General features: G+C 60.2%; 18 protein-coding genes. 3 read left to right on the forward strand and 15 right to left on the reverse strand.

The window, feature by feature from the left end; translation table 11 throughout:
* Positions 1-58 precede the first annotated feature (58 nt).
* From IB254_RS00740 to IB254_RS00805, 14 genes are all read right to left on the reverse strand, one after another.
* Complete coding sequence (locus tag IB254_RS00740; RefSeq protein ID WP_192415767.1) at positions 59-1,480, reverse strand: mannose-1-phosphate guanylyltransferase/mannose-6-phosphate isomerase; 1,422 nt, start codon at positions 1,478-1,480, stop codon at positions 59-61.
* A 129-nt stretch (positions 1,481-1,609) separates the two neighbouring features.
* Positions 1,610-2,698 (reverse strand): mannuronate-specific alginate lyase, encoded by a 1,089-nt coding sequence (locus tag IB254_RS00745; protein WP_192415769.1) that lies wholly within the window; start codon positions 2,696-2,698, stop codon positions 1,610-1,612.
* A complete protein-coding gene (locus IB254_RS00750; RefSeq protein WP_192415771.1) occupies positions 2,698-4,095 on the reverse strand; it encodes an alginate O-acetyltransferase AlgX-related protein in 1,398 nt (465 codons plus the stop codon). The genes IB254_RS00745 and IB254_RS00750 overlap by 1 nt, the downstream gene beginning before the upstream one ends.
* A 10-nt stretch (positions 4,096-4,105) precedes the next feature.
* The gene (algG, locus tag IB254_RS00755; protein ID WP_192415773.1) at positions 4,106-5,620 is read right to left on the reverse strand and encodes a mannuronan 5-epimerase AlgG; all 1,515 of its coding nucleotides are present in this window, start codon (positions 5,618-5,620) and stop codon (positions 4,106-4,108) included.
* A gap of 84 nt (positions 5,621-5,704) precedes the next feature.
* Complete coding sequence (locus tag IB254_RS00760; RefSeq protein WP_192415775.1) at positions 5,705-7,138, reverse strand: alginate export family protein; 1,434 nt, start codon at positions 7,136-7,138, stop codon at positions 5,705-5,707.
* A complete protein-coding gene (locus IB254_RS00765; RefSeq protein WP_192415777.1) occupies positions 7,135-8,535 on the reverse strand; it encodes an SEL1-like repeat protein in 1,401 nt (466 codons plus the stop codon). Before IB254_RS00765 ends, IB254_RS00760 begins: the two co-directional genes overlap by 4 nt.
* Positions 8,532-9,746: an alginate biosynthesis protein Alg44 gene (locus IB254_RS00770; protein WP_008038966.1), complete on the reverse strand. Its 1,215-nt coding sequence runs from the start codon at positions 9,744-9,746 to the stop codon at positions 8,532-8,534. The genes IB254_RS00765 and IB254_RS00770 overlap by 4 nt, the downstream gene beginning before the upstream one ends.
* A gap of 64 nt (positions 9,747-9,810) precedes the next feature.
* Positions 9,811-11,292, reverse strand: coding sequence for a glycosyltransferase family 2 protein (locus IB254_RS00775; RefSeq protein WP_192415779.1), 1,482 nt, complete (start codon positions 11,290-11,292; stop codon positions 9,811-9,813).
* Between the two features lie 57 nt (positions 11,293-11,349).
* Positions 11,350-12,660 carry a nucleotide sugar dehydrogenase gene (locus IB254_RS00780; protein WP_008027175.1) on the reverse strand — a complete coding sequence of 437 codons (1,311 nt, stop codon included), beginning with the start codon at positions 12,658-12,660 and terminating at the stop codon, positions 11,350-11,352.
* A 589-nt stretch (positions 12,661-13,249) separates the two neighbouring features.
* A complete protein-coding gene (locus IB254_RS00785) occupies positions 13,250-14,665 on the reverse strand; it encodes a purine-cytosine permease family protein (RefSeq protein ID WP_192415781.1) in 1,416 nt (471 codons plus the stop codon).
* A 399-nt stretch (positions 14,666-15,064) separates the two neighbouring features.
* Entirely contained in the window at positions 15,065-16,216 is a 1,152-nt protein-coding gene (gene argE / locus IB254_RS00790; RefSeq protein ID WP_192415783.1) for an acetylornithine deacetylase, read from the reverse strand.
* Positions 16,213-16,890, reverse strand: coding sequence for a DUF1028 domain-containing protein (locus IB254_RS00795; RefSeq protein ID WP_008038956.1), 678 nt, complete (start codon positions 16,888-16,890; stop codon positions 16,213-16,215). Before IB254_RS00795 ends, argE begins: the two co-directional genes overlap by 4 nt.
* 156 nt (positions 16,891-17,046) lie before the next feature.
* Positions 17,047-17,463 (reverse strand): RidA family protein, encoded by a 417-nt coding sequence (locus IB254_RS00800; protein ID WP_008038953.1) that lies wholly within the window; start codon positions 17,461-17,463, stop codon positions 17,047-17,049.
* 21 nt (positions 17,464-17,484) lie between these two features.
* Positions 17,485-18,795, reverse strand: coding sequence for a flavin-containing monooxygenase (locus tag IB254_RS00805; protein ID WP_192415785.1), 1,311 nt, complete (start codon positions 18,793-18,795; stop codon positions 17,485-17,487).
* Positions 18,796-19,003: 208 nt separating this feature from the next.
* On the opposite strand from IB254_RS00805, the gene IB254_RS00810 reads away from it, so the two are divergent.
* On the forward strand, positions 19,004-19,975 hold the full coding sequence (locus IB254_RS00810; protein ID WP_192415787.1) for a GNAT family N-acetyltransferase: 972 nt from the start codon (positions 19,004-19,006) through the stop codon (positions 19,973-19,975).
* Between the two features lie 39 nt (positions 19,976-20,014).
* Positions 20,015-20,395 carry a RidA family protein gene (locus IB254_RS00815; RefSeq protein WP_008027160.1) on the forward strand — a complete coding sequence of 127 codons (381 nt, stop codon included), beginning with the start codon at positions 20,015-20,017 and terminating at the stop codon, positions 20,393-20,395.
* A gap of 138 nt (positions 20,396-20,533) precedes the next feature.
* Here IB254_RS00815 and IB254_RS00820 read toward each other — a convergent pair whose 3' ends face one another.
* Positions 20,534-21,406: a LysR substrate-binding domain-containing protein gene (locus IB254_RS00820; protein ID WP_192415789.1), complete on the reverse strand. Its 873-nt coding sequence runs from the start codon at positions 21,404-21,406 to the stop codon at positions 20,534-20,536.
* Positions 21,407-21,540: 134 nt separating this feature from the next.
* Between IB254_RS00820 and IB254_RS00825 the strand changes: the two genes are divergently transcribed.
* Positions 21,541-22,593 (forward strand): agmatine/peptidylarginine deiminase, encoded by a 1,053-nt coding sequence (locus IB254_RS00825; protein ID WP_192415791.1) that lies wholly within the window; start codon positions 21,541-21,543, stop codon positions 22,591-22,593.
* Positions 22,594-22,597 lie beyond the last annotated feature (4 nt).

Consider the following 22,597-nt stretch of genomic DNA (forward strand, 5'->3'; position numbering starts at 1 on the left):
CAAGTTACTATATTATTTGTAACCTCTTCGTTGTGTTCGGTGGGGTTACTGAATGGGCTCAATTCTTGACCTGCTGATTCCTCCCATAAACATCCTCCAACCGCTCAATATCATCCTCACCCAAATAGCTCCCGGACTGCACCTCAATCACCTCCAACGGAATTTTCCCGGGGTTGGCCAGCCGATGCACCGAAGCAATCGGAATGTAGGTGGACTGGTTTTCCGTCAGCAGGAAGACCTTTTCATTGCACGTCACTTGGGCGGTGCCGGAGACCACGATCCAGTGTTCGGCGCGGTGGTGGTGCATTTGCAGGGACAGTTGCGCACCCGGTTTGACGGTGATGTGTTTGACCTGGTGGCGGATGCCGTTGTCCACCGAATGGTAGCTGCCCCAGGGACGATACACCGCGCAGTTGTTCTGGGTTTCCGAACGATTTTGGGCGTCGAGCGCATTCACCAGTTTTTTCACGTCTTGCACGGTGTCGCGGTGCGCGACCATCAGTGCATCTTCGGTTTCTATCACGACGAGGTTTTCCACCCCGAGCAAGGTCACCAGTTTGCTGCTGCCATGGACGAAGCAACTGCGGCTGTTGTAGCTGACGACATCGCCCTTGAGCACATTGCCGTCGGTGTCCTTTTCGTGCACATCCCACAGCGACGACCAGCAACCGACGTCACTCCAGCCAGCGCTGAGCGGGACGACCCACGCGCGGTGGGTGCGTTCCATCACCGCGTAGTCGATGGAGTTGTCCGGGCAGCATTCGAAGGTGACGCGATCGATGCTGGTCACGCCTTCGCTGCTGGGGCTGCGCTCCAGGGCCATCACGCAGGTGTCGTACATGTCCGGTTCGTGAGTGCGCAGCTCTTCGAGGTAGCGGCTGGCACGGAACAGGAACATGCCGCTGTTCCAGAAGTATTCGCCGGAGCGGACAAATTCGGCGGCGGTTTGCTGGTCGGGTTTTTCGATGAATTGCTCGACCTTGAAGGCGTGGGCGTCCGCATCGCTGCAGTCGGCCTTGATGTAGCCGAAGCCGGTTTCCGGACGTGTCGCCGGAATGCCGAACAGCACCAGATTGCCTTTGAGCGCCTCTTGCTCTGCGTGTTCCAGTGTGGCACGCAAGGCGGGGACGTCGCCGATTACATGGTCGGCAGGAAGGACCAGCATGAGCTCATCGCGGCCCTCGGCAATCAGCTTGAGGGCTGCCAGCGCCACCGCCGGTGCGGTGTTGCGGCCGAAGGGTTCGAGCAGGATTGCCTGCGGCGTGCAGCCGATGGCAGCAAGTTGCTCGTTGACGAGGAAGCGATGCTCCTGATTACACACCACGATCGGCTTGCCGATACCGTCGAATGCCAGGCGCTGCAGGGTTTGCTGAAAGAGTGATCCTTCGCCAGCCAGGCTCAGGAATTGTTTGGGGTACAACTTGCGTGACAATGGCCACAACCGGGAACCACTGCCCCCGGACAGAATGACTGGAATCATTTTTCTTTCCTCCCGCACCTTCATCGTTCGATATGAAGGCGCTTCGAACAGCGAAGGACTGCCTTCCATTATTTGAAACACAAGCTCAATTCAAAGTGGCCGCAATCAGGGGCGTGCCGGCTGTTGCACCTAGTCTTTCTGGTCAGCAAACAGCTGGGTGATGTCGCCGCCCAGGCGGTAGTTTTTCATCGGTTCAACCGATTGGCGCCAGCGGTTGGTTTGCGCTGAGCAGTCGTATAGGGCGCAGTACGGTTCCAGCCAGGCAAACTTGCCATCCTCGTTGAGGTCTTCGAGTGCTTGCTTGTGGCCGGTCTTGCGTTCGAACAAACCTGGATTCTTGATGCCTTCTTCCACGCGCGTCGCCAGACGCCGCATGGCGCCGTTGTTCTCTTCGCGCAGGTCGATGCCGTTGGCTTGGGCGAAGGAGGCGATCATCATCAGCGGCCCCATCGCGTAGTTATGGTAAGCCAGTGCGCGGGTGTCGCGACCCAATTCGTTGGGCAGGTACCCGTCGGCATCGACCTGGGACGCGCCGATGCGAAACTGTGCGACGGACCAGTCGAACAGGTCGCGCCGGTCGACCACCACCGAGGCCGCCATGACGGACCATGCCGCCCAATACTGGTGATTGTTGAGGCGGTCCAGCGGTTGGTCGCGCCAGTCCTGCACCACTTGTTCGGCGAGCTTGCCGATCCAGGCTTCGATGGGTCGGGTCTGCGCTTCACGGCCCTTCAATGGTTGCGATTGCGAAAACTTGAGCCGCAGGTACGCCGAAGAAATACTGCCCAACGCCCATTTGCGCATCGACTTGCCGGTGTGGGTGTAGGTGGTACTCAGCAGCGCCTGCGCTTTGGCCCAATCGCCCAGCCAGCTCAATGTGCAGTCCACATGACCGGGGCGGCCGAGCCGCAGATAGGCGGCGACTTGTTTGTTGACGCCTTTTTCCAGTTCGTTGATATCGCCGGACATTTCCTTGTAGCGTTTGTTGGACTCAGCGTTGAGCTGATCCCGTGCTTTGCCCGAGCCTTCGTATTTGCTGGGGATCAGCAGGTCGCCGGTATAGGGTTTGGGCGTCGCCGGACAGCTCTGCGCGTCGCCCTTTTTCTCTGTGGCCGGCGCGTAATAGCCCTGCGGCGGGCGAAGTTGTGCGGTCGCCTGCGTGATCGGCCCCATCAGAATGAAGGCCACGCCAACGGCGGCCCAGTGTGCCGGGCGCATCAGTTTGCCTCCGTCTGCGCGGTGCGCAGGGCCGGTGCCGCCGTGATGGCGGGTTTGACGCACAGTCGGGTCGAAAGCCCTGTGGTGGTCATTCCCGGCGGCGGTTGCACGTCCATGGAAAGAAGCGTCTGTTCGCCCCAGTCGCCGTCGCCGCGCAACTCGAAGGCGAAGCGGCCCTGGGTATTGACCGTCGGCGAACGGCTCAAGCTGAGGTTTTCCTGGCGACCGTTCAGGTAGGTCAGGGTCGCGTTCAACAGACGCACGCCGGGATCCGCGAACTTGAGGTCGACCTGATAACGATTGCCCTTGATCGGATACACGTTGCCGCCACTGCCGTTGAACAACACTTGATTGCGCCCGCTGTGCAGGGTCGCCTGGCTTTTGAGCAGCGGGGACTGGTTGTCGCAGCCATCGCTCAGCGCCGCCATTGCCTGGCGGTAGAAGCTGGATTTGCCGAGGCTGTCGAGGTTGTCGGTTTCCCACACCAGCACCGCCGGCGGGGCGTTCTGGAAGTCGTCGCCGAGCAGGTAGGCGATCAACGAATCATCGTAGCCACCGCCCGGTACGCTGAAGTTGCGGACCGGCGTCTGCAGGTATTGTTCAAGGAAACCGGGAAAGTTGAACAGCTCGCTGCTGGCACTGGTGCCGATCAGTGCGACCTTGGCCGGGCCCTTGGAATCGCCTTGGGCGCGGGTTTGATAACGGGTCACATACTGCGCCGCATAGCCGTTGCCGCAGATCTGTGTGGCGGCTTTTTGCAGCGTGCCCGAGCGTCCCAACAGACCAGCCGGTTGGCTGGCGAAGACCTGATGCGGCAACGCCTTGAGCACATCGTTGCCCTTGAGCGTCTGGGCTACCAATTGGGCACTGCGGTCGGCGCCATAGGGCGTCCAGTTGTGATCGCCCTTGAAGTAGAAGGGCTGCCCGGCGGGCTGTGGCGAACTCAGCAGGTTGGCAAAGTCGGGTGCCAGAATGCCCAGGCCGCGCACCCGATCCAGCGTTTGCAGGTAGTTCTGCCGGGCGCTGACCTGATCGAAGCTGGCCAGTTCCAGCGGCGTCAGGCGGTCGGCGTGCAGCAAGCCGCGACTGGGTGGCATCACCAACACCAGTTCGACGCCACGCTGGGCGAGCCCGTCGCGCAGGCGCTTGAGGGCTTTGTAGCCGCTCTCATCGAGGCCGAAGTCGGTGCGCAAATCGCTACGGGTGCGAAACAGCCACTGGTCCTTGGCCTCCACCAGCGTCGCGTAGTTTTTCAGCTCCGGCTGTTCGTAATATGTCGCCTGCGCCGCTTGCGGGCACAGCTGACAGCAGGCCTCGGCCGTGTACTGCGGCTGCGCCTGTGCCCCCATCGACATGGACAGCAGGCCAAGCGCGGCAAATCCATGAAAGGTGTTCATCGGCGGCTCCTCACAGTGTCTCGGGCAGAATCAGCGCGGCGGCGTGGCGGCGCAGGAGGATGTCCATCAAGTCGCCCTGAACGTCTCCCAGTAAACCGGTGAAGGCCAGGCCGTCCTGTTTCTGCGGTGCGAGAAAGGTCAAGTCATAGAGTTCCAGGCGCGAGGGTGAAAACACGGCGATGGGGCTGGAACCGTTGCCGATCAGTTTGCCGCCAACCACGGTGAGCGACAGTTTGGCTTCGTAAGGGTCTTCCTTGAGATCGCGGTCGCTGCCACGCAAATCCTTGGTGTGGCCATAGATCCCGGTCAGGGCGTTGGCCATCAGCTCGTTTTCATACAGGCGCACGCCGGTGCTGTTGCGCACGCGGATCCCGTGTCGGTCATTGTCCGCCGCGCGGTTGCGCCAGATCAGGTTATTGCCGCTCTCGTACAAGGTGATGCCGTCGGAGCGGTTTTTGTAGGTTTCGTTGTAGGCCAGCAGGTTATTGACGCTGGAACGATCCAGGACGATGCCCGAGAGATGATTGTTGTAGGTGCGGTTGTAGATGATCCAGCTGTCGTTGACCTCGCGCGAGAGGATGATGCCGTGCTTCTTGTGGGTATCGAAGACATCGTTATGGGCAATGATCAGCCGGCGCGAACGGTCGTGCGGGTCGATGCCATATACGATGTTTGCGCGATAGGTGTTGCGCAGAATCACCACGTCGTCGGCCTCGTAGCAATAGAAGCCGAAATAGTTGTCGATGAACTGCGAATTGATCAGCCACCCGGTCGGTTTTTTGCGCTTCATCTTCGGCGCCATGCTCGGGCTGTACTGGGAAATACTCACCCCATAACTCTTGCTTTCGGTGTAGCCGAAGCTGGTGATGGTGCTGTTGACGATGTAGGTCTCGGTGCCGCCCCAGGAAATCAGGAACGGGCGAAACGTTTCCTCTTTTTTGAACCAGGCCGGGCTGTCGTCTTTCTCGCTCCAGGCGCTGACCTTGGTATCGGTAATGAACAGTTTGCCGTCGTTGACCAGGAAGGAACCGCCGTCCTGGGACAAGCGCAATTCCTTGACCGACTTGTCGATATGCAGCGTCCCGCCGGGACGGATGACGATCGGCAAGCGCGCCAGAAACACCCCCGGTGCGGTCTCGCGCAGGGCTGTCTGCGGCAGGCTGCGCGCCAGTTGCGTCAGGCTCATGTAGCCGCGATCGATGAAGATCGCTACAGGCATTTGCTTCTGGCGCACTACCCATTCCTTGAAGCGGTCCTGGCCACCGATGAACTCATCAAGCGCGTTCTCCTTGAGCATCGGCTGGATCAAGGCACGGCCTGCGGGTTTGAAGGCAATCTTCGCGGCGACTGCCTCGGCGGTATAGCCGGACAGGTCGGGCATTTTCGGTTCCTTGATCAGCAACGGTTTTCCCGGAGCTTCGGTGATGGTGTAGCGGGGTATCAGGACGTCACCCGCCGTGGCACCTGCCGTCTGCATCAACAGCATTGTGGCGAGCAAAAGCCCTATCTTGACGACACGGTCCATAAGTCTCACTCATCCCAAAATGCTAACTGGTGTGATCAATGCGCCGTTGCCCACGGTGACATCACCGTGGGCAACCACCGGGTCCTAGATTTTCCAGACAAAATCAATGAACGCCCGGTGCATGCTCGAGTCGGTGTCGTTGGCGTAAGCGTCGCCCGGGAAGAACACGCCCAGGCGCAAGCGGATCAGCGCCGAAGGTTCGTCGACCCAATCCACCATGCTCGCGGGCAACAGGCCTTGCTTGAAGTACTTGGTCATGACCAGATCGACTTCCTGGCCCAGGTCTTTCTCGCCATCCACCAGTGCCGCGTTGACGATCCCGTCGTCGCCGGTTTCCGTTTCGTCGTCGACCCGCCAGAAGCGGTGGTAGACGAGGCTGGCGTCGTAGTCCTCGCGCATTTGCCAGGAGCCGAACAGCGTCGCCGTCTGGAGGTTGCTCAGTTCACCGCGAAAGGCTTCACCGAAACGGTGTACGCGTGAGCGCGTGCCGGTGAAGTTGGAGCGGTTGCTCTGCAGGCCGGTTTGCTGGTACTGGTTTTCCTGGTCGTTACCGCCGCCGTCGCCGCGGGCGGCGGCAGCACCGAGGCGCCAGCTTTCATCGATGTTCCAGCGCAAGCCCAGGTCCGCGGCCCAGGCGTTGACGTTGCCACTGGTGTGTCCCGTCGCGATTCGATCGCCGACGGGGTCGATCACGCTGGTGAGGTTTTCGCGATCACCGGTCAGCCAGGTTGCGGAGGCCCAATAATTGACCGGCATCGTCGAGCGATAGTTGTAGCCGTCACCGTTCGCTTCGAGACCGACCCAGGTCAGGCTGCCGGTGTTGGTCTTGTCGAGTGTATCGACCTGCTCGCCGGGATCGGGCAGGCTGCCGCTGTCCTCTGAGTGGTGGACACGCAGGCCTACCCAGTTATTGGGCGTCCATTGTGTAGAGATGTCGGCGAAGACATGGGAACGGTCTTCATCTTCAGGCGCCAGGTCGTCGAAATCGGTGCGATAGTCGGAAAAGCGTTGAGCGGCGCCGAGGTGGCTGCGCAGCAGCGTGGTTTCGAAGGTCCAGTTGAGCGCTTCGATGTTGGTGTCCATCCACTCGCCGCTGTCCTCGCGCAGACGCTGGCGGCCCAGGCGCAGGTGCTCGCCCGGATAGGCGGTGATGCCCGAATAGTCGACCCAGAACTCACGCAGCGCCAGGTAGCTGTCATCCGCTTCACGGGTGTTGTTTTCGCCGGCACCGTTGTTCACCGTATCGGTGTCGATGGTATCGGTCGCCGCGACCGCCTGCGCCATCGTATAGGCACTCCAGTTACCCCATTGGCCAAAGGCCCAGGGGCGCAAGTCGATACCTATATCGTTGAGGGTGCCACCGGGTGCAGTGCCAAGGTCCCGGTCGTCCTGCGATTCACCGGTAATCTTCACATCCAGGCCGAAATTCTTCGGCGCCACTTCCGCCGCCAGCACCAGACCGGCGCTGCACAACAGCGAAACTCCCAGACCATAACTAGCTAACAATGCTTGCTTCATAGTAAGTCCTGTCCATTTTCCGGAGTTTGCAGCCTGGCTAAAGCCGCGCCCGTCAGACGGGCCTTGGCTTCTTCCTCAAGCAAGGGCTGCGCGATTTTCTTTTCTGCCGGGGTCATCCCCGACTGCACGGCCGACAGCACTGGCCCTGCATTCACCACGCCCTGGCGTTGCGCAAGTTGCGCAAAGACAAAAGCATTGATCCGATTGACCTTGACCCCGCGGGAGTCGGAAAACATGTGAGCCAGGGCCAAATCGGCGTTGGGCGAGCCATTACGGGCTGCCAGCAACAAATGTAGCAGTGCTTTCTGAGGTTCGACCTCGCCCAGGTAACCGCGCCGGTACAACTGACCCAGGTAGTAATGTGCCCCGACTTCACCGGCGGCGGCCGCCTTGAGCAGGTGCTCTTGCGCCAGGCGCGGATCCTGCGGCAGCCATTTGCCGAGGTAATACAGGCGCCCGGTCAGCAGTTCCGCCCGTGGATCGCCCGCTTCGCGCCCGCGCTGCAAGGCCGAGAGCAATTGCGGCGCATCGCCTTGTGCGGGGTAGTCGTCGATCAGCCGCGCCAGGCTGGTCCAGGCCGGTGGATAGTCGGGTGCCAGTTCCTCAAGCAGGCGCTGGGCGCTTTGCGGATCGGCCGGGCCTTCGAGTGTCGGCGTCGACAGAACGCGCGCCACCGACTCGACCCGCAAGGGCGCGACTCGTCCCTCACGCCAACCCTGGCGCAACTGCGCCAGCAAGTCGGCTTGCGCTTTGGGCTGGGCGCGCATTCGGTTGATGGTGGCCAGCTCCACATAACAGGCATCGAGTAATGCCAGTCGCGCCCGGCACATCTGCTCGATCTGCGGCAGGTGAGCGTTATAAGTGCCCTGATTGCGGTAAATCAGAATCTGCGCCATGTCTGCCTCGACAATGCCCTGGGCGCGCCAACTGTTGACCTTCTGCTGCGGATCCACCCCCGGCGTCAGTTGCGGGTAGCCCAGGTACAGCAACGTCAGCGGCACCACGGCACTGAACTCGCCTTTGTCCAGCGCGCCTTCCAGCAATTGCCGGGCCTCTTGCACTTGCTTGGGATCCGTCGGTCCCTGACGCAGCAACACGCGGCCCAGACGTGACTGCGCCTTGACCGATTCCGGCGCGGCCTGCCGGTACAATCCCTCAGCCTCTTTCAGGCTCGCGGGGTCGCCCGCCGAGGCCGTCAAGTCGCCCATTCCGGCCTGGGCGTCGGCGTAGCCGTCCTCGGCCAGCGGCGCGTAGTTCTTGCGAGCCGTTTCATAATCGCCGCGCGCCATGGCCTCGCGCGCCAAGCCTTGATCGGGGAGGGTGCCGCACCCATGAATCATTGTCAGGGCAACGGCCAGCGCGGAAAACCGCAGCCCCGATCGCCATGCGCCGTTCATTTTCCGGCCGCCATGACTTTATTCGCCCAGGTGTTTTTCACCCAGGCATTGGCCGCCGAGGCACTCTGCACCCAGACATTGCCTTGCAGGTCTTCGATACTGACCTCCACCGGCCGCCCGGCCTGATCGGTTTGCAACGGGCTGTCAGGCTCAATGGTGACCCGCAGGTCCGAGGCCAGGCCGCCGTTGTCCAGCGCCACCGCAGTGATTTTGCCCGCGCGTGGCTGTTCTTCGCCGATCAACTGGAAGCTCACCGCTTTGCCAGGCTGGATCTTGGCAAAATTCTTGTAGGGGAAGCGCGCCTCGATGGTTGCCACACCGTCGATCGGCATCAACTCGTACACCGTGGTGCCCTTGCCGACGACCTGGCCATCCGGCACCAGTTGCGACACCACCCGGCAATCGCAAGGGCTGGTCAGCGAGCCTTGCAGGGTTCGGCTGAACAGGCGCTCAAGGTTTTCCGGGGTCGCCTGTCCGGGCGGCAGGTTGCCTTTCATCACATCCAGCAACGAGGCGGAAAAGGTCGCCAGCGGGGCTCCCTTGGCCACCACCGCCCCGACTTTGACCAACGAATTGACGCTGCCGTCGCGCGGCAGTCCGATCAACTGGCCGGGCACATTGACCCGCGCCGATTCGGCATGGGTGACGAAATAAATGCCATACAACTGGTGCACCACATAACCAAAGGCAAACAGTCCCACCAGGAACATCAGCAGGCTTACCGCGGTGGCCCGCACGCGAGCGAGAATGCCCATGCCGTGGCCGCTTTCGTGCTTTCGCGGCTTGGTGAAGTTGTCGCGCTGCTGGGTCGAGAGCATGTCACCCAGGCTGATCACCCCGCCCGAGAGGTAAGAGGTGATCACGTAACGCAAGGCGGAAATCGCACGAGGGCGCAGGTTTTGAAACTCGCAACCTATGCGTTGCCCCTCGTCGTTAATCGAGCGCACGACAAACTCCACGTCGATGGCAAACCCCAGCGCATCGACCTGGAACACCAGTTTGCCTTTATGTTGCCGGCCCACAATCAGCGTTGTACCCGGCTGACTCAGGCTGAATCCTCCGGCTGACAAGTCGATCAGCTCGCAATCGAACGGCTCCCGGTCCGGCCCGTGAAACTTGATCCTCGCCGGCAGAGTCAGCCGCGCATGCTGACGCTGCACCTCCGACTCGTGCACGACATTGTCATCAACAGCAACAAAAGCTGTGTTCATAACGCGTTCCTTCCCATCGATTGAGTCCGATCCGGCACGGCCTGCCACGGCCCTGACACCTGCACTACACAATCCACATCAGCAGCGCGCAAAACACGCTGCCGGCCGAAAACGTCATGGCCCGCGACGACCAGGTATTGAACCAGCGCTGATAGCTCGCCAGCCCACGGTCGAGTTTGGTTTTCTGGCGCGTCCACGATTGCTGGTCGAGACGGAAGAACACATAGATCTTCACCATGGCGCCGACCAGCTGGTTGTAATAGAGAATCAAGGGATAAGCCGGCCCGACCGGGTGCCCCGACGCCAGCAACAGAAGACTCAGGATCAGGCGCGTCACGCCGATCCAGAGCACATAAATCAGCAAGTAGGCGATGCTGTATTTGAGGCTGGCAATGATCGCCACCGACGGCCCGAGCAGGCTGGCCCACATCGATACGCGCTGGTCGAGCAGCACCAGCGAGGTGAACCAGCCCAGCCGCCGCACGCCCAGGTGCAGGGCCCGTGAGTTCTGCCGCAGGTTATTGCCATACCAGCGGAACATCAGCTTGCGGCTGGCCTTGATGAAGTTCTTTTCCGGTGGATGCTCGACGGTGTTGATCGCAGCATCGGGCACATAAAAGGTGTTGTAGCCCAGCCGCATCAGGCTGTACCAACTGGACTTGTCATCACCGGTCAAAAAGCGGAAACGTCCCAGGCGCCAGTGCTGCAGATAATCGCGCTCGACGTCTTGAATGAATCCGGGATCGGTCACCACCTGGGCGCGGAACACCGACATCCGTCCGGTCATTGTCAGCACGCGCTTGCCCAGTGCCATCGAGCACATATTGATGTGCCGCTGGGCGAACCGCAGCTTGTGCCATTCGCTCATCAGGTAGCTGCCGCGTACCTCGCAGAACTCATTGGTGGTCAACCCGCCGACGTTCGGAAAAAGCTTGAACCAGGGCACGGTCTGACGTACCAGCCCGGCGGAGAGCACGGTGTCGCCATCGACCACCGCCACCACTGCATCGGCGTCCGGCACGTGTCGGGAGATCGCCCGGAAACCATTGGCCAGGCCATCGCGCTTACCGGTGCCGGGAATCCGCACGAAGCTCAGCTTGACCTGCTCCGGCGGGGTATAGCTGTCCCAGAGCGCTTTGATCAGCAATTCATCGGCGAGTTCGACGATGGAGCAGACCACCGTGGTCGGGTAACCACAACCGATGGCCTCTTCAATCACCGAGCGGTACACCTGCGCCGTGGTCAACGCCTCGATCCGAAAACTGGTGACCAGCAAAAACACGTGCGACGGGTCGGCAATGCTGCCGAGCCGGGTGACTTTGCGTCTGTAGTAGGGGAACACCAGATAAAGGAACAGTAACCCTCGTATGTAATGGACAGCCCCCATCGAGTAGCGCCAGATGCCGACCGCCCCCAGCAACAGGAGAAAGTCCCTGGATTGAGGATCGAACACTGAGCGCGGCAGCAGCAGTGCAAGCCCCAGCAACGCGGTGACGTAAAACAGCCAGCCCGCCGCTTCGCGCAAGTAATCCCTGGCACCAGCCATACCTGTGACTCCTGTTCGATAAACCCGTATTGCCCGGGTTGCAGTTCGGTGTCGCTCTTACCAGCAGATGCCTTCTAGCTGATCGTCACTGGTGTGTGGCATGAAACCCACCAGGTCAACCACCTGCTTGCCCTCGGGCACCTCAAGCGCGAGGGCTCTGAAGGACTCGTCACCGTTGCCAAGCACAATCACCTCCGCCTCGTCGATCACCTTCACAAGGTCTGCGCGTAGCAGCGAAGCCAGGTGCGGAATCTTCGATTCGATGTAGTCCTTGTTGGCGCCATAGATGCGCGCGTATTCAACGTTGCGGTCGAAGATATGCAGGTCGTAGCCCTTGCCGATCAACATTTCGGCCAGCTCCACCAGCGGGCTTTCGCGCAGGTCATCGGTGCCGGCCTTGAAGCTCAGGCCGAGCAGGGCGATACGCCGCTTGCCGTAACTGGTGATGATGTCGAAGGCTCGCTGAACCTGCGCCGCATTGCTGCGCATGATCGACGCCAGCAGCGGGTGCTCGACATCCAGTTGCCCGGCGCGGTAGTTCAGCGCACGCACATCCTTGGGCAGGCAGGAACCGCCGAATGCGAATCCGGGACGCATGTAATAACGCGACAGGTTGAGTTTGGTGTCCTGGCAGACCACGTCCATCACATCGCGACCGTCCACGCCGGCGGCCTTCGCGATATTGCCGATCTCATTGGCAAAGGTGACTTTGGTCGCGTGCCAGACATTGCAGGTGTACTTGATCATCTCGGCCACTTCGATACTGCGGCGCAGGAGCGGCGCGTCCAGCTCTTGAAAGAGCGAGGCGAGCAGGTCACCGCTGCGTTGGTCGAGTTCACCAATCACTGTCATGGGTGGACAGTTGTAGTCCTTGATCGCCGTGCTTTCACGCAGGAACTCCGGGTTGATCGCCACACCGAAGTCGACCCCGGCCTTCTTGCCGGAACAGTCTTCCAGTATCGGGATCACCACATTCTTCACGGTGCCCGGCAGCACCGTGCTGCGCACCACCACCGTATGCCAACTGTCCTTGGTGTGCAGGGCTTCGCCGATCTCGCGGCAGACCGACTCTATGTAGACCAGATCCAGATCGCCATTCTTCTTGCAGGGCGTTCCGACGCAGAGGAATGACATCTGCGTGTCCATCACGGCCGCCTTTACATCACTGCTGCCGCGCAGCCGCCCCGAGTTCACCCCCTGTTCGAGCAGCGGTTCCAGGCCGGGCTCGACGATAGGCGATTTACCCTGGTTGATCAGGTCAATCTTGACTTGCGAGACATCCACGCCGATTACGTCATGACCGCGAGCAGAAAGACAGCCCGCGCATACAGCGCCCACATACCCCAGACCAAATATGCTGATACGCATTGGTAAGTTCCCCATATACCCGGATTTCGGATGGCCATCGGCATGCCACACAGGCCGACAGTTGCTCTATTTGGCTAACTAAGCGGCAGTTTTGTTCAACGTGTTTTTCGGACCCGCAATCGCAGAATCAAGAGTGTAGACAAACATTATCCTGGCACTGTCATTTTTTTTAACAGAAATTTCGAACAGTTCGTGCCGGCAGTATTAAGAGTGGAGGTTACAAGGAAAGTGCCAAAAGACCATATACGAATTTATAATAAAAATTATCAATAAAATCAGTTGGATATCTAACTTATTCCGATTTGAAATATGGATAGAATATGTGTTTTTGCACCAAAATCAGGCGGGATACTATATCGGTTTTTCGCGCCGGCACTGGAGCGGTGCAACACCAGCGTTACAACTCTTCAATCAACCAAATAAAATTTTTCTTAAGGTGTAAAGTTGCTGAAACATGTCAATTTTTTAATAACGGTTTTATTGGCGTTTTCAGAGTGCGTGATAGTCAACGTCTTGGATCTGAAAAAGAGGATCCAATAATAAAAAAAACCGCATTAATGCGGTTTTTTTGCAATTGGAATGTGAGGGGTTAGAGGTTATTGGCGAGTTTCCCAGTGGAGAGGCGGCGTTTGTACGCGGTGTCGCGATTGGCCAGCCAGTAGTAGAGCGGCGAGGTGATGATCAGACCCACCAGCCAGGACAAGTCAGCCCCATTGATGTGCTCCGAAATCGGCCCGACGTACAGCGGCGTGTTCATGAACGGAATCTGCACCACGATCCCGATCGCATACGCCAGCAACGCCTGCGGGTTGTACCGGCCGTAGATGCCGCCATCGACCTTGAAGATCGAATTGATGTCGTACTGGCCTTTGTGGATGGCGTAGAAGTCGATCAGGTTGATCGCGGTCCATGGCACCAACACCACGAGCAACACCAGCACCATGTCGACAAAGTGGCCGATGAAGTTGGCGGAGGCGCCGACAGCGGCAAAGCAGCAGGCGGCGAGGAGGATGATCGACAGGATGGCGCGGCTTTTGGCGGTGGGGATCCAGCGGTAGGCGAAGGTTTGCACCAAGGTGATCAGCGACAGCACCGCGCCATAGAGGTTGAGGGCGTTGTGGCTGATGACGCTGAGCAGGAACAGCACGAGCATCAACGGGCCGATGGAGCCGGTGGCGAGTTTGACGGCGTCCATGGTGTCCATGCCGACGGGCGTGGCGAGGACGGCGACTGCGCCGAAGATGAACGAGAGGCTGGAACCGAACACGGTGCCCAGATACGTCGTCCAGAAGGTTGCGGCGACGGGCACGTTGGCCGGCAGGTAGCGCGAGTAGTCGGAGACGTAAGGCGCGAAAGCGATTTGCCAGAGCGCAGCAAGGGACACGGTGGCGAGCCAGCCGGAAATATTGAAGCTGCCGCGCGTGAGGAAGTCGGCGGTCTGCACGTGGGTGAAGATGTAGCCGAAACCAAGCACGATACCCGCGCCGAGCACCCAGGTGCCGATGCGGTTGAGCACGTGAATGAAGCGATAGCCAATGATGCCGATGATGCCGGAACCGAGGGCACCGATGACGATGCCGACCGGCACCGGCACGCTGTCGACCACGCCATGCAGAGACTTGCCGGCGAGGACGATGTTGGAGGCGAAAAAGCCGATGTACATGATGCCGGCGATCAGCACCACCAGCAGCGCGCCGAGGGAACCGAACTGGGCGCGGCTCTGGATCATTTGCGGGATGCCCATCTGCGGGCCTTGCGCCGAGTGCAGTGCCATCAGCACGCCGCCGACCAGGTGGCCGACGAGGATGGCGACAATGCCCCACACCAGGTTGAGGTGGAACATCTGCACGCCGAGGGCGCCGGTGACGATGGGCAGCGGGGCGATGTTGCCGCCGAACCAGAGGGTGAACAAGTCACGGGTTTTGCCGTGGCGATCTTCGGGTGGCACGTAGCCGATGGTGTGTTTTTCGATGAGCGGGGTGGGGGTTGTTGCTGCGGTAACCATGACGGACTCCAAGGCAATTTTGAGTACGTGGACGTACTTCGGTGAGCGCCGCGTGGGGCGACGCTTTTCTTGTTGGAGTTGATGGTGTGCGGTGGGGTGGGATAGATAAATTAGTAGTTTTGTTGGTACAGACGTTAAAAAAAGTAGGTCGCCGGGCAGCCGAAAAACCTGTGGGAGCGAGCCTGCTCGCGATAGCGGTCTGACAGTCAACATTGATTTGTCTGCCAGACCGCCATCGCGAGCAGGCTCACTCCCACAGGGTTATTTGGGGTGTTCGGGATCGTTGCATCACCACACAACCTGTAGGAGCCGGCTTGCTGGCGATGGCGATTTTGAGGACGCCATCGCCAGCAAGCCGGCTCCTACAATGGCGAGCGCGTGCGGTCGCGGGTGTTGGTTTTATTGGCTGATGAACGCGAGCATTCGTTGCAGCATTTCATCGCAACGGTTCAATTGTTCAAGGCTGACGAATTCATCCGGTTTATGACCCTGATCCATGCTCCCGGGGCCGCAGACAACGGTGGGAATTCCTGCTGCATCGAACAAGCCGCCCTCGGTGCCAAAGGCCACTGTTCCAAATTCCCTGGAGCCGGAAAATGCAGCGATCAACTCAGCCGCTTCGCTGTGGGCATCCGTCGCCAATCCGGGATACGCCGACAACTCACTGAAGCGAATCTCGCTCTGTTCACTGACCGCACGCATTCGCGGCAGCACTTGCTGCTCGGCGTAAGTTTTCAGTTCCTGGGCGACTTCACTTGGATCATGCGAGGGCAGGGCGCGTATTTCGAAGTCGAACCGGCAATCGGCCGGGACAATGTTCAACGCTTTGCCTCCGGAAATCACACCGGTTTGTACGGTGGAAAATGGCGGATCGAAACGCGCATCGTGATGCTCGGGCGCTTTCAGTCGGTTACCGATTCGTCCCAACTCACCGATCAATTCGGCGGCGTACTCAATGGCATTGACCCCAAGTGGCGCATACGCCGAATGGCACGCTTCGCCATGAATATCGCAGCGCATCGCCAGTTTCCCCTTGTGCCCGAGCACCGGTTTCAGCTCAGTCGGTTCTCCAATGATGCAGAGCATCGGTTTGACCGGGCGTTGTTCCAGCTCCGCCAGCAAGGAACGTACACCGAGGCAGCCGACCTCTTCATCGTACGAAAGCGCGATGTGCACCGGCAGTCTCAGCGAAGCGTTTACCAAGGATGGAACGAGGGCAAGCACGCAAGCAATGTAGCCCTTCATGTCCGCCGTACCGCGACCATACAACTTGCCATCGCGCTCGGTCAGTTCGAACGGCGCAACGGTCCACGGCTGGCCATCGACGGGCACCACATCGGTATGTCCCGACAGCACGATGCCCGGCTTGTCCGCCGGGCCGATCGTGGCAAACAGATTGGCCTTGCTGCGCTGCTCGTTGTAGATCAGTTCACAAGGCACATCGAGACTCGCGAGATAGTCGCGGACAAACTCGATGAGCTGCAGGTTCGATTCGCGGCTCGTGGTGTCGAACGCCACCAGGGTTTGCAGCACGTCGCGGCTGCTGCTCATCGGTCGTCTCCAGCGACGCCGTAGCCGGGGGATTTGTCCGGGGCGAGGGCGCGGTCGATGTAGTCCTGGACTTGTGGGCGGTAGGCATCCCAGAGTTTTTCCAGCCCACCGATAGGGTCTTCATCTGCCCAGTCAACCCGCAGGTTGATGATCGGCCAGGTCAGTTCGCCGACCACCACCATCGCTGCCGAATGCACCGGCCCGGCTTCGCCACCAGCGGCAATGGCGGCTTTCATCGCAGCGAGCAGGCGGTCGGCCAGTTGACCTTCGCCGTGTTCGAAGGCCTCGACCATCGCCTCGATCACGCCCCGGTCCGCAAGCATGTTGCCGGCGGCCACACATTGTTCGCCGGACACGGCGTTGTGGTTGCCCAGGGTTTGCGCGCCGCTGAAGTGGGCGGTCTGGCCGAGGTGGTCGATGGCGGTGATCTGCCGGTATTGGCTGTAGCCGTTGCGCGTGAGGACCTTGTCCAGCGCATCGAAGGGGGCGAGGCCTTGCTCCATCAGGGCGAGGACGTCCGGGCCGAGAGAGGGCAGGGTGATGTTTTGCGTGGAGACGGCGCCGACGCCCGGCAGCAGCCACGGACAGCGGGCGCCGACGGCGATGCTGGAGGAACTGATGGCAATGCCGAACTGGCCGGTTTCGGGGCAACGGGCGGCGATGGAGAAGGTCATGGGTTTTACTCCTTGGCAAATGAGGTGTCTGGACGGGCCTCATCGCGAGCAGGCTCGCTCCCACAATTGGATTTGTGTCGTACACAATTCCGTGACCACTGAAGATCCCCTGTGGGAGCGAGCCTGCTCGCGATGGCCGCGACTCGGTCTGGTTCCTTACTCCGGAATCACCGCAATCACATCAATCTCCATCAACCACTGCGGTTGCCCCAACGCCGATACCACCAACCCGGTCGAAATCGGAAACACGCCTTTCAACCACTTCCCGACTTCCTGATACACCGGCTCGCGATACCGTGGATCGATCAGGTAAGTCGTGGTTTTGACGATGTGACTGAGGTCGCTGCCAGCCTCTTCCAGCAACTGCTTGACGTTGCGCATGGCTTGCTCGGTTTGTGCACGCGGATCACCAAGGCCCACCAGACGGCCTTCGAAATCAGTCCCGACCTGGCCGCGAACATAAACCGTGTTGCCGGCGCGGACCGCCTGGCACAGGTCATTGTCCAGGCTCTGGTTCGGGTAGGTTTCCTTGGTGTTGAACATGCGAATACGGGTATGGGTTGGCGTGGACATGTGAAGCTCCTGGAAAATGGCTTAAGCGCTGACAGTTTTTTTAGGGGCGAGCGAAACAACTTCAGCCTCGCGTTGCGCCGCATCGTGGTAGTCGAGGTACGAACGCTGAATGGCGATGTGATCCGCCACGTACTTGGCGTCATGCCAAACGCCCCAGATGAACGAAGAGCCGCGACGGGACTGCCAAGGCAACCCAAGGAAATACACACCCGGTTCGCTCGACACACCGCGTTGATGCTGCGGCTTGCCCTTGTCGTCGAAGGCATCGACCTTCAGCCAGCTGTAGTCCGTGGCAAAACCGGTGGCCCAGATGATCGAGGTCACGCCGGCCTTGGCCAGGTCCAGCTCAAGAATCGGATGGGTCACACAGTCCGGATCGGGGAAGGTGATGCGCGCTTCCGGTTCTTGGGGCAGGTCCAGGCCATTGCGTTCGATGTAGGTGTCGGCGGCGTTGAGCAGCGCCAGATAATTTTCGTCGCCACGCGCCAGGTTCTCGGCCAGGTTCGGCTGGAAGGTCGCCACGCCGCCGTTGAACGCCTGGGTCAGGCCGACCAGTGTCATGCCGCGATGAGCGAGGCCACGGAAGTCCACCGTACGGCCGCCATGTGCGCCGCTGACCGCGATGGTCACGTGTTCGCGACCGGGCTTCATCGCCGCTTGATCCCACTCGCCAAGCACCCCCAGCCACCAGCAGAAATCACGGTTGCGATAGGCGCGAGGCGGGCGGTCGTGGGCACCGACCGAGAGGTAAACCTGCTTGCCGGCCCGCTGCAATTCATCGGCGATCTGCACGCCGGATGAGCCCGCGCCAACCACCAGCACTGCGCCTTCAGGCAGTTGCTGCGGGTTGCGATAATCGGCGGAGTGGATTTGCAGGAAAGGCTGATCCTGCGGCGCAATCGGCGGGATGACCGGACGCTGGAAAGGCCCGGTGGCGGCGACCACACGGTTGGCCTCGATCACGCCTTCAGAAGTTTCGATGGTGAAACCCGGACGGCCAACGTTGCGTTCAACTTTCAGCACGTCCACGCCGGTGCGGATCGGCGCGTTGAATTTCTTCGCGTAGGCTTCGAAGTAATCGGCCACGCGTTCTTTCGGTGCAAATTCGTCGGGGCTGAGGTCGTCAAAATCAAGGCCCGGAAAACGGTCGTGCCACGCCGGACCATTCGCCACCAGCGAATCCCAGCGCCCGGTGCGCCAGCGTTCGGCGATACGGTTGCGCTCCAGCACCAGGTGCGGCACGCCGAGTTTGCTCAGGTGTTCACTCATGGCCACGCCAGCCTGACCGGCACCAACAATCAGCGTATCTGTTTTTATTTTTTCAGTGGTCATCTCTATACCCTTCGAGTTGGATTTAGGTCGCGAACGGCCTGCCATTTCTTGGGCTCAAGACTAGGGATGACCCTGTTATCGGTAAAATATTATTAAGCTGGCATTTGAGTATAAATAACTGATGCAGAGCGTTTGACTCAGCGCCTGTTGAACCCTCGCCTTGAAATATGGTTGTATGGTGCAACTAATTTTTCAGAGGAGGCCTGAAGTGACCACTCATCCCGCTCTGATTGAAGAAATCCGCTCTGCGTCGCGCACGATGGTGCGTGAGTTGGGCTTCATGCGCGCCACGCTGGCGGCGACCGACTACTCGCCTTCAGCCGTACACGCGCTGCTGGAAATCGAAGCGCACCTGGCGCTGACCGCCGCTCAACTCGTGCAATTGCTCGATCTGGACAAGTCCAGTGTCAGCCGCATGGTGGCCAAGCTCATCAAGGCCGGCGAGCTGGTGGAAAGTGCCGACAGCGATGGTCGCGTCAAGCGCCTGCAATTGACGAAGCAGGGCCGGCGCACGGTGGCTGCGATCCATGCTTACGGGCGAACGCAGGTCCAAACGGCGCTGGAGCACTTGAATCCATCACAACAACAAGCGGTCGCCCAGGGGCTGGCGGCGTATGCCCATGCCCTGAATGCACACCGTACCGGCGAAGGAAAAGCGCCGGGCAACCCGGTCGAGATCAGCGCCGGTTACCGTCCTGGCGTTGTAGGACGTGTGACTGAAATGCATGCCGCTTTCTATGCGAGGCACTCAGGGTTCGGGCAATTCTTCGAGAGCAAGGTCGCCAGCGGCATCGCTGAGTTCGTGGGGCGTCTGGACCAGCCCTGCAACAACCTCTGGGTGGCGACAGTGAACGATCGCATCGTCGGCTCGATCGCCATCGACGGGCAGGATCTGGGCAATAACCAGGCCCACCTGCGCTGGTTCATCCTTGATGACGGTTGCCGTGGTGGCGGGGTCGGCCGTCAGTTGCTGCGCGAGGCCGTTGAGTTCTGCGACCGGTTCGGCTTCGAGGCGATTGAGCTGGCAACGTTCAAGGGCCTGGACGCCGCGCGTCGACTTTATGAAGCCGCAGGTTTTGAGCTGACCCACGAACAGCAAGGCAGTCAGTGGGGCAGCGTGGTGACTGAACAGCAATTCACCCGCCGCAGGGGAGGCGCAAGTCACCCGGTGAAGCTGTAAACTCCCCACACTTTTTACTTCCTCGAACAAGAGAACCCCATGGCGAACCAAGACATCACCTTCACCCCTGATCCCGACGCGGATTCCATCTCCTCCGACGTGGCCGGCTTCAACGGCATTCTGGTCTCCACGCAGATCCCGACCCGCGCCGACGGCAGCCTGGAACTGGGCGACATCACCCTGCAGAGCGAATGCACGTTGCAGGCATTGAAGGTTGCGCTGGAGCGCGCCGGCAGTTCCATGGACCGCGTCATGCACCTGACCATCTACCTCACCGACATGGCCGACCGCGCCGCGTTCAACGAGGTGTACAAGCGCTTCTTCGCCAAACCGTGGCCGGTGCGTGCGGCAGTGGGCGTGGCCTCGCTGGCGGTTGAAGGCATGCGTGTGGAAGTGACCGCGATGGCAGCCAAGGGCTGAGTTCGCGAACGCGATACACGATCTGTAGGAGCCGGCTTGCTGGCGATTGATTACGCCTCGGTTTTTCAGGAACACCGCGGTGATGCAATCGCCAGCAAGCCGGCTCCTACAACGACGGCACTCTCGGAGAACTGTTCGTTACATCGTCTTGCCGGCGGGAGCCAGATTACCCAGCAACCACTCGATAAAACTGCGCGCCAACGGATTGTTCTCACTGTCACGGTGAGTCAACAACGCCCAATTCGGCCCGCGAATGGTTTCCTCCACCAACGGTTGCAGCAGTCCGTTGTCACGCGCCTGTCGACTCAGCAGCTTGCTGACCAGTGCAATCCCTAACCCCGCGCACGCCGCGTCCAGCAGCAATCCGGGGTCGGAAAAATTCAACCCCTGATCCTTCTGCCCCACATCGATGCCGGCCTCGACGTCCCAATGGCTCCAGTCCATTTCCCGCTCGCCGTGCAGGGTGGTGCGTTGCTCGATGGGCACGGCCAACACATCCGGGTGACAGGCCGGATAGAGGCGGTCGGCGTGCAGCACTTTGAAGCTGCATTCGGCCTGGGAGCTGATGTCATCGCGCACCGCGAGGTCGATGGTCTGGGTGGTCATGTCCGGGACTTCATCGGTGCTGAAAATCCACAGATCGACTTCCGGATGTTGCCGGCGAAAATCCCCCAGGCGTGGCAGCAGCCAATGACGAGCGAATGTCGGCGTGGTGTTGAGCACCAGTTGGTTGGGTTTCTGGTATTGCCCGAGACGACGAATGCCGACCGACAATTGCTGCAACAACGCCTGCGTGGTGCTGAGCAGATCGTGGCCGGCATCGGTCAGGCTGACGCTGCGTCCACTGCGGAAAAACAGTGGCTGTTCAAGGTACGCCTCAAGCGTTCGAATCTGCTGGCTGATCGCCGATTGGGTCAGGTGCAGCTCGTCAGCGGCCTTGTGAAAACTGCCCAGGCGAGCGGCGGCTTCAAAGCCGCGAAGGGTGCTGAGCGGAGGCCAGTGCTTGAGCATATTGATAAGTTCCTCTAATCACTTTTCTGCAAAATCCATCGTTTGTTAGCCCGTTTTTACAGCCGTAGCATGCATGCCAAGACCGCAAAGGTCATTTTCATTGAACACAATGACTTAACTCAAGGGCGATTGTCATGCAGCAGAACGAACTTCAGAACAGCGGCTGGTTGATGCCGGCAGAATGGGTAAAGCACGCAGCGACCTGGATGGTCTGGCCACACAATCAGGCACTCTGGGAGTCGGGTTGGCGCGTCACCCTGGCGAAAGTGCAGAAGGATTTCGCCGGGGTAGCCAACGCCATCGCCCGTTTCGAACCGGTGAAAATGGTCGTTGATCCGTCGGCTGTCGCGAGTGCCAAAGCGCTTTGTGGTCCGAACATCGAGCTGATCGAGTTGGCGGTGAACGACAGTTGGTGCCGCGACTCCGGCCCAAGCTTCGTCTGCCACCCGCAACAAGGGCTGGCCGGTGTGAGCTGGCGTTTCAACGCCTGGGGCGGCAAGTCGGCGCACGATCTCGATGAAGGCCTGGCGCGCCGCGCACTCAATCACCTGGGCTTGCCGTGCTTCGGCACACCGCTGAGTAACGAAGGCGGGGCGATCCATGTCGATGGCGAGGGCACGCTGATCACCACCGAGTCGGTGTTGCTCAATCCTAATCGTAACCCCGGGATGACCAAGGCTGAGATGGAGGAGATTTTCACGCGTCTGCTGGGCGTGAAGAAAACCATCTGGCTGCCGGGCGATCCGGACTACGTGACCGGCGACATGACTGACGGCCATGTCGATGGTGTCTGCGCATTCGCACGCCCCGGCGTGTTGCTGGTGGACGCGACTCACGACAAGCAGTCGGTGTATGCCGAAGTGGCCCGCGAGAATCGCCGCGCGCTGGAACTGGCCACCGATGCCCAAGGCCGGAAGTTCGAGCTGATCGAACTCTATGAAGCCACTGATGCGGTGGACACTGAGGCTGAAGTGTTCTGTGCCTCGTACACCAATTTCTACATCGCCAACGACGCGATCATCATGCCGGCCTACGGCATCGATGCCGACAACGCAGCGGCCGAAGTGTTGGCCCAGGCATTCCCAGGGCGTGAAGTAGTGCCGGTGCGGATCAACCATCTGGCCCATGGCGGCGGCGGGGTGCATTGCATCACCCAGCAGCAGCCTGCCTGGCCAGTGAAGGGTTGATGCC

The organism is Pseudomonas sp. PDM03 (genome assembly GCF_014852385.1).
Lineage (GTDB): Bacteria > Pseudomonadota > Gammaproteobacteria > Pseudomonadales > Pseudomonadaceae > Aquipseudomonas > Aquipseudomonas migulae.

What these genes read in the sequence shown, in the direction of transcription:
- IB254_RS00740 (WP_192415767.1), bottom strand. Translation starts at nt 1,480, where the DNA reads ATGATTCCAGTCATTCTGTCCGGGGGCAGTGGTTCCCGGTTGTGGCCA.
- IB254_RS00825 (WP_192415791.1), top strand. Translation starts at nt 21,541, where the DNA reads ATGCAGCAGAACGAACTTCAGAACAGCGGCTGGTTGATGCCGGCAGAA.
- IB254_RS00795 (WP_008038956.1), bottom strand. Translation starts at nt 16,890, where the DNA reads ATGACCTTCTCCATCGCCGCCCGTTGCCCCGAAACCGGCCAGTTCGGC.
- IB254_RS00815 (WP_008027160.1), top strand. Translation starts at nt 20,015, where the DNA reads ATGGCGAACCAAGACATCACCTTCACCCCTGATCCCGACGCGGATTCC.
- IB254_RS00805 (WP_192415785.1), bottom strand. Translation starts at nt 18,795, where the DNA reads ATGACCACTGAAAAAATAAAAACAGATACGCTGATTGTTGGTGCCGGT.
- algG (WP_192415773.1), bottom strand. Translation starts at nt 5,620, where the DNA reads ATGGACCGTGTCGTCAAGATAGGGCTTTTGCTCGCCACAATGCTGTTG.
- IB254_RS00770 (WP_008038966.1), bottom strand. Translation starts at nt 9,746, where the DNA reads ATGAACACAGCTTTTGTTGCTGTTGATGACAATGTCGTGCACGAGTCG.
- IB254_RS00765 (WP_192415777.1), bottom strand. Translation starts at nt 8,535, where the DNA reads ATGAACGGCGCATGGCGATCGGGGCTGCGGTTTTCCGCGCTGGCCGTT.
- IB254_RS00750 (WP_192415771.1), bottom strand. Translation starts at nt 4,095, where the DNA reads ATGAACACCTTTCATGGATTTGCCGCGCTTGGCCTGCTGTCCATGTCG.
- argE (WP_192415783.1), bottom strand. Translation starts at nt 16,216, where the DNA reads ATGAGCAGCAGCCGCGACGTGCTGCAAACCCTGGTGGCGTTCGACACC.
- IB254_RS00820 (WP_192415789.1), bottom strand. Translation starts at nt 21,406, where the DNA reads ATGCTCAAGCACTGGCCTCCGCTCAGCACCCTTCGCGGCTTTGAAGCC.
- IB254_RS00745 (WP_192415769.1), bottom strand. Translation starts at nt 2,698, where the DNA reads ATGCGCCCGGCACACTGGGCCGCCGTTGGCGTGGCCTTCATTCTGATG.
- IB254_RS00785 (WP_192415781.1), bottom strand. Translation starts at nt 14,665, where the DNA reads ATGGTTACCGCAGCAACAACCCCCACCCCGCTCATCGAAAAACACACC.
- IB254_RS00760 (WP_192415775.1), bottom strand. Translation starts at nt 7,138, where the DNA reads ATGAAGCAAGCATTGTTAGCTAGTTATGGTCTGGGAGTTTCGCTGTTG.
- IB254_RS00775 (WP_192415779.1), bottom strand. Translation starts at nt 11,292, where the DNA reads ATGGCTGGTGCCAGGGATTACTTGCGCGAAGCGGCGGGCTGGCTGTTT.
- IB254_RS00800 (WP_008038953.1), bottom strand. Translation starts at nt 17,463, where the DNA reads ATGTCCACGCCAACCCATACCCGTATTCGCATGTTCAACACCAAGGAA.
- IB254_RS00780 (WP_008027175.1), bottom strand. Translation starts at nt 12,660, where the DNA reads ATGCGTATCAGCATATTTGGTCTGGGGTATGTGGGCGCTGTATGCGCG.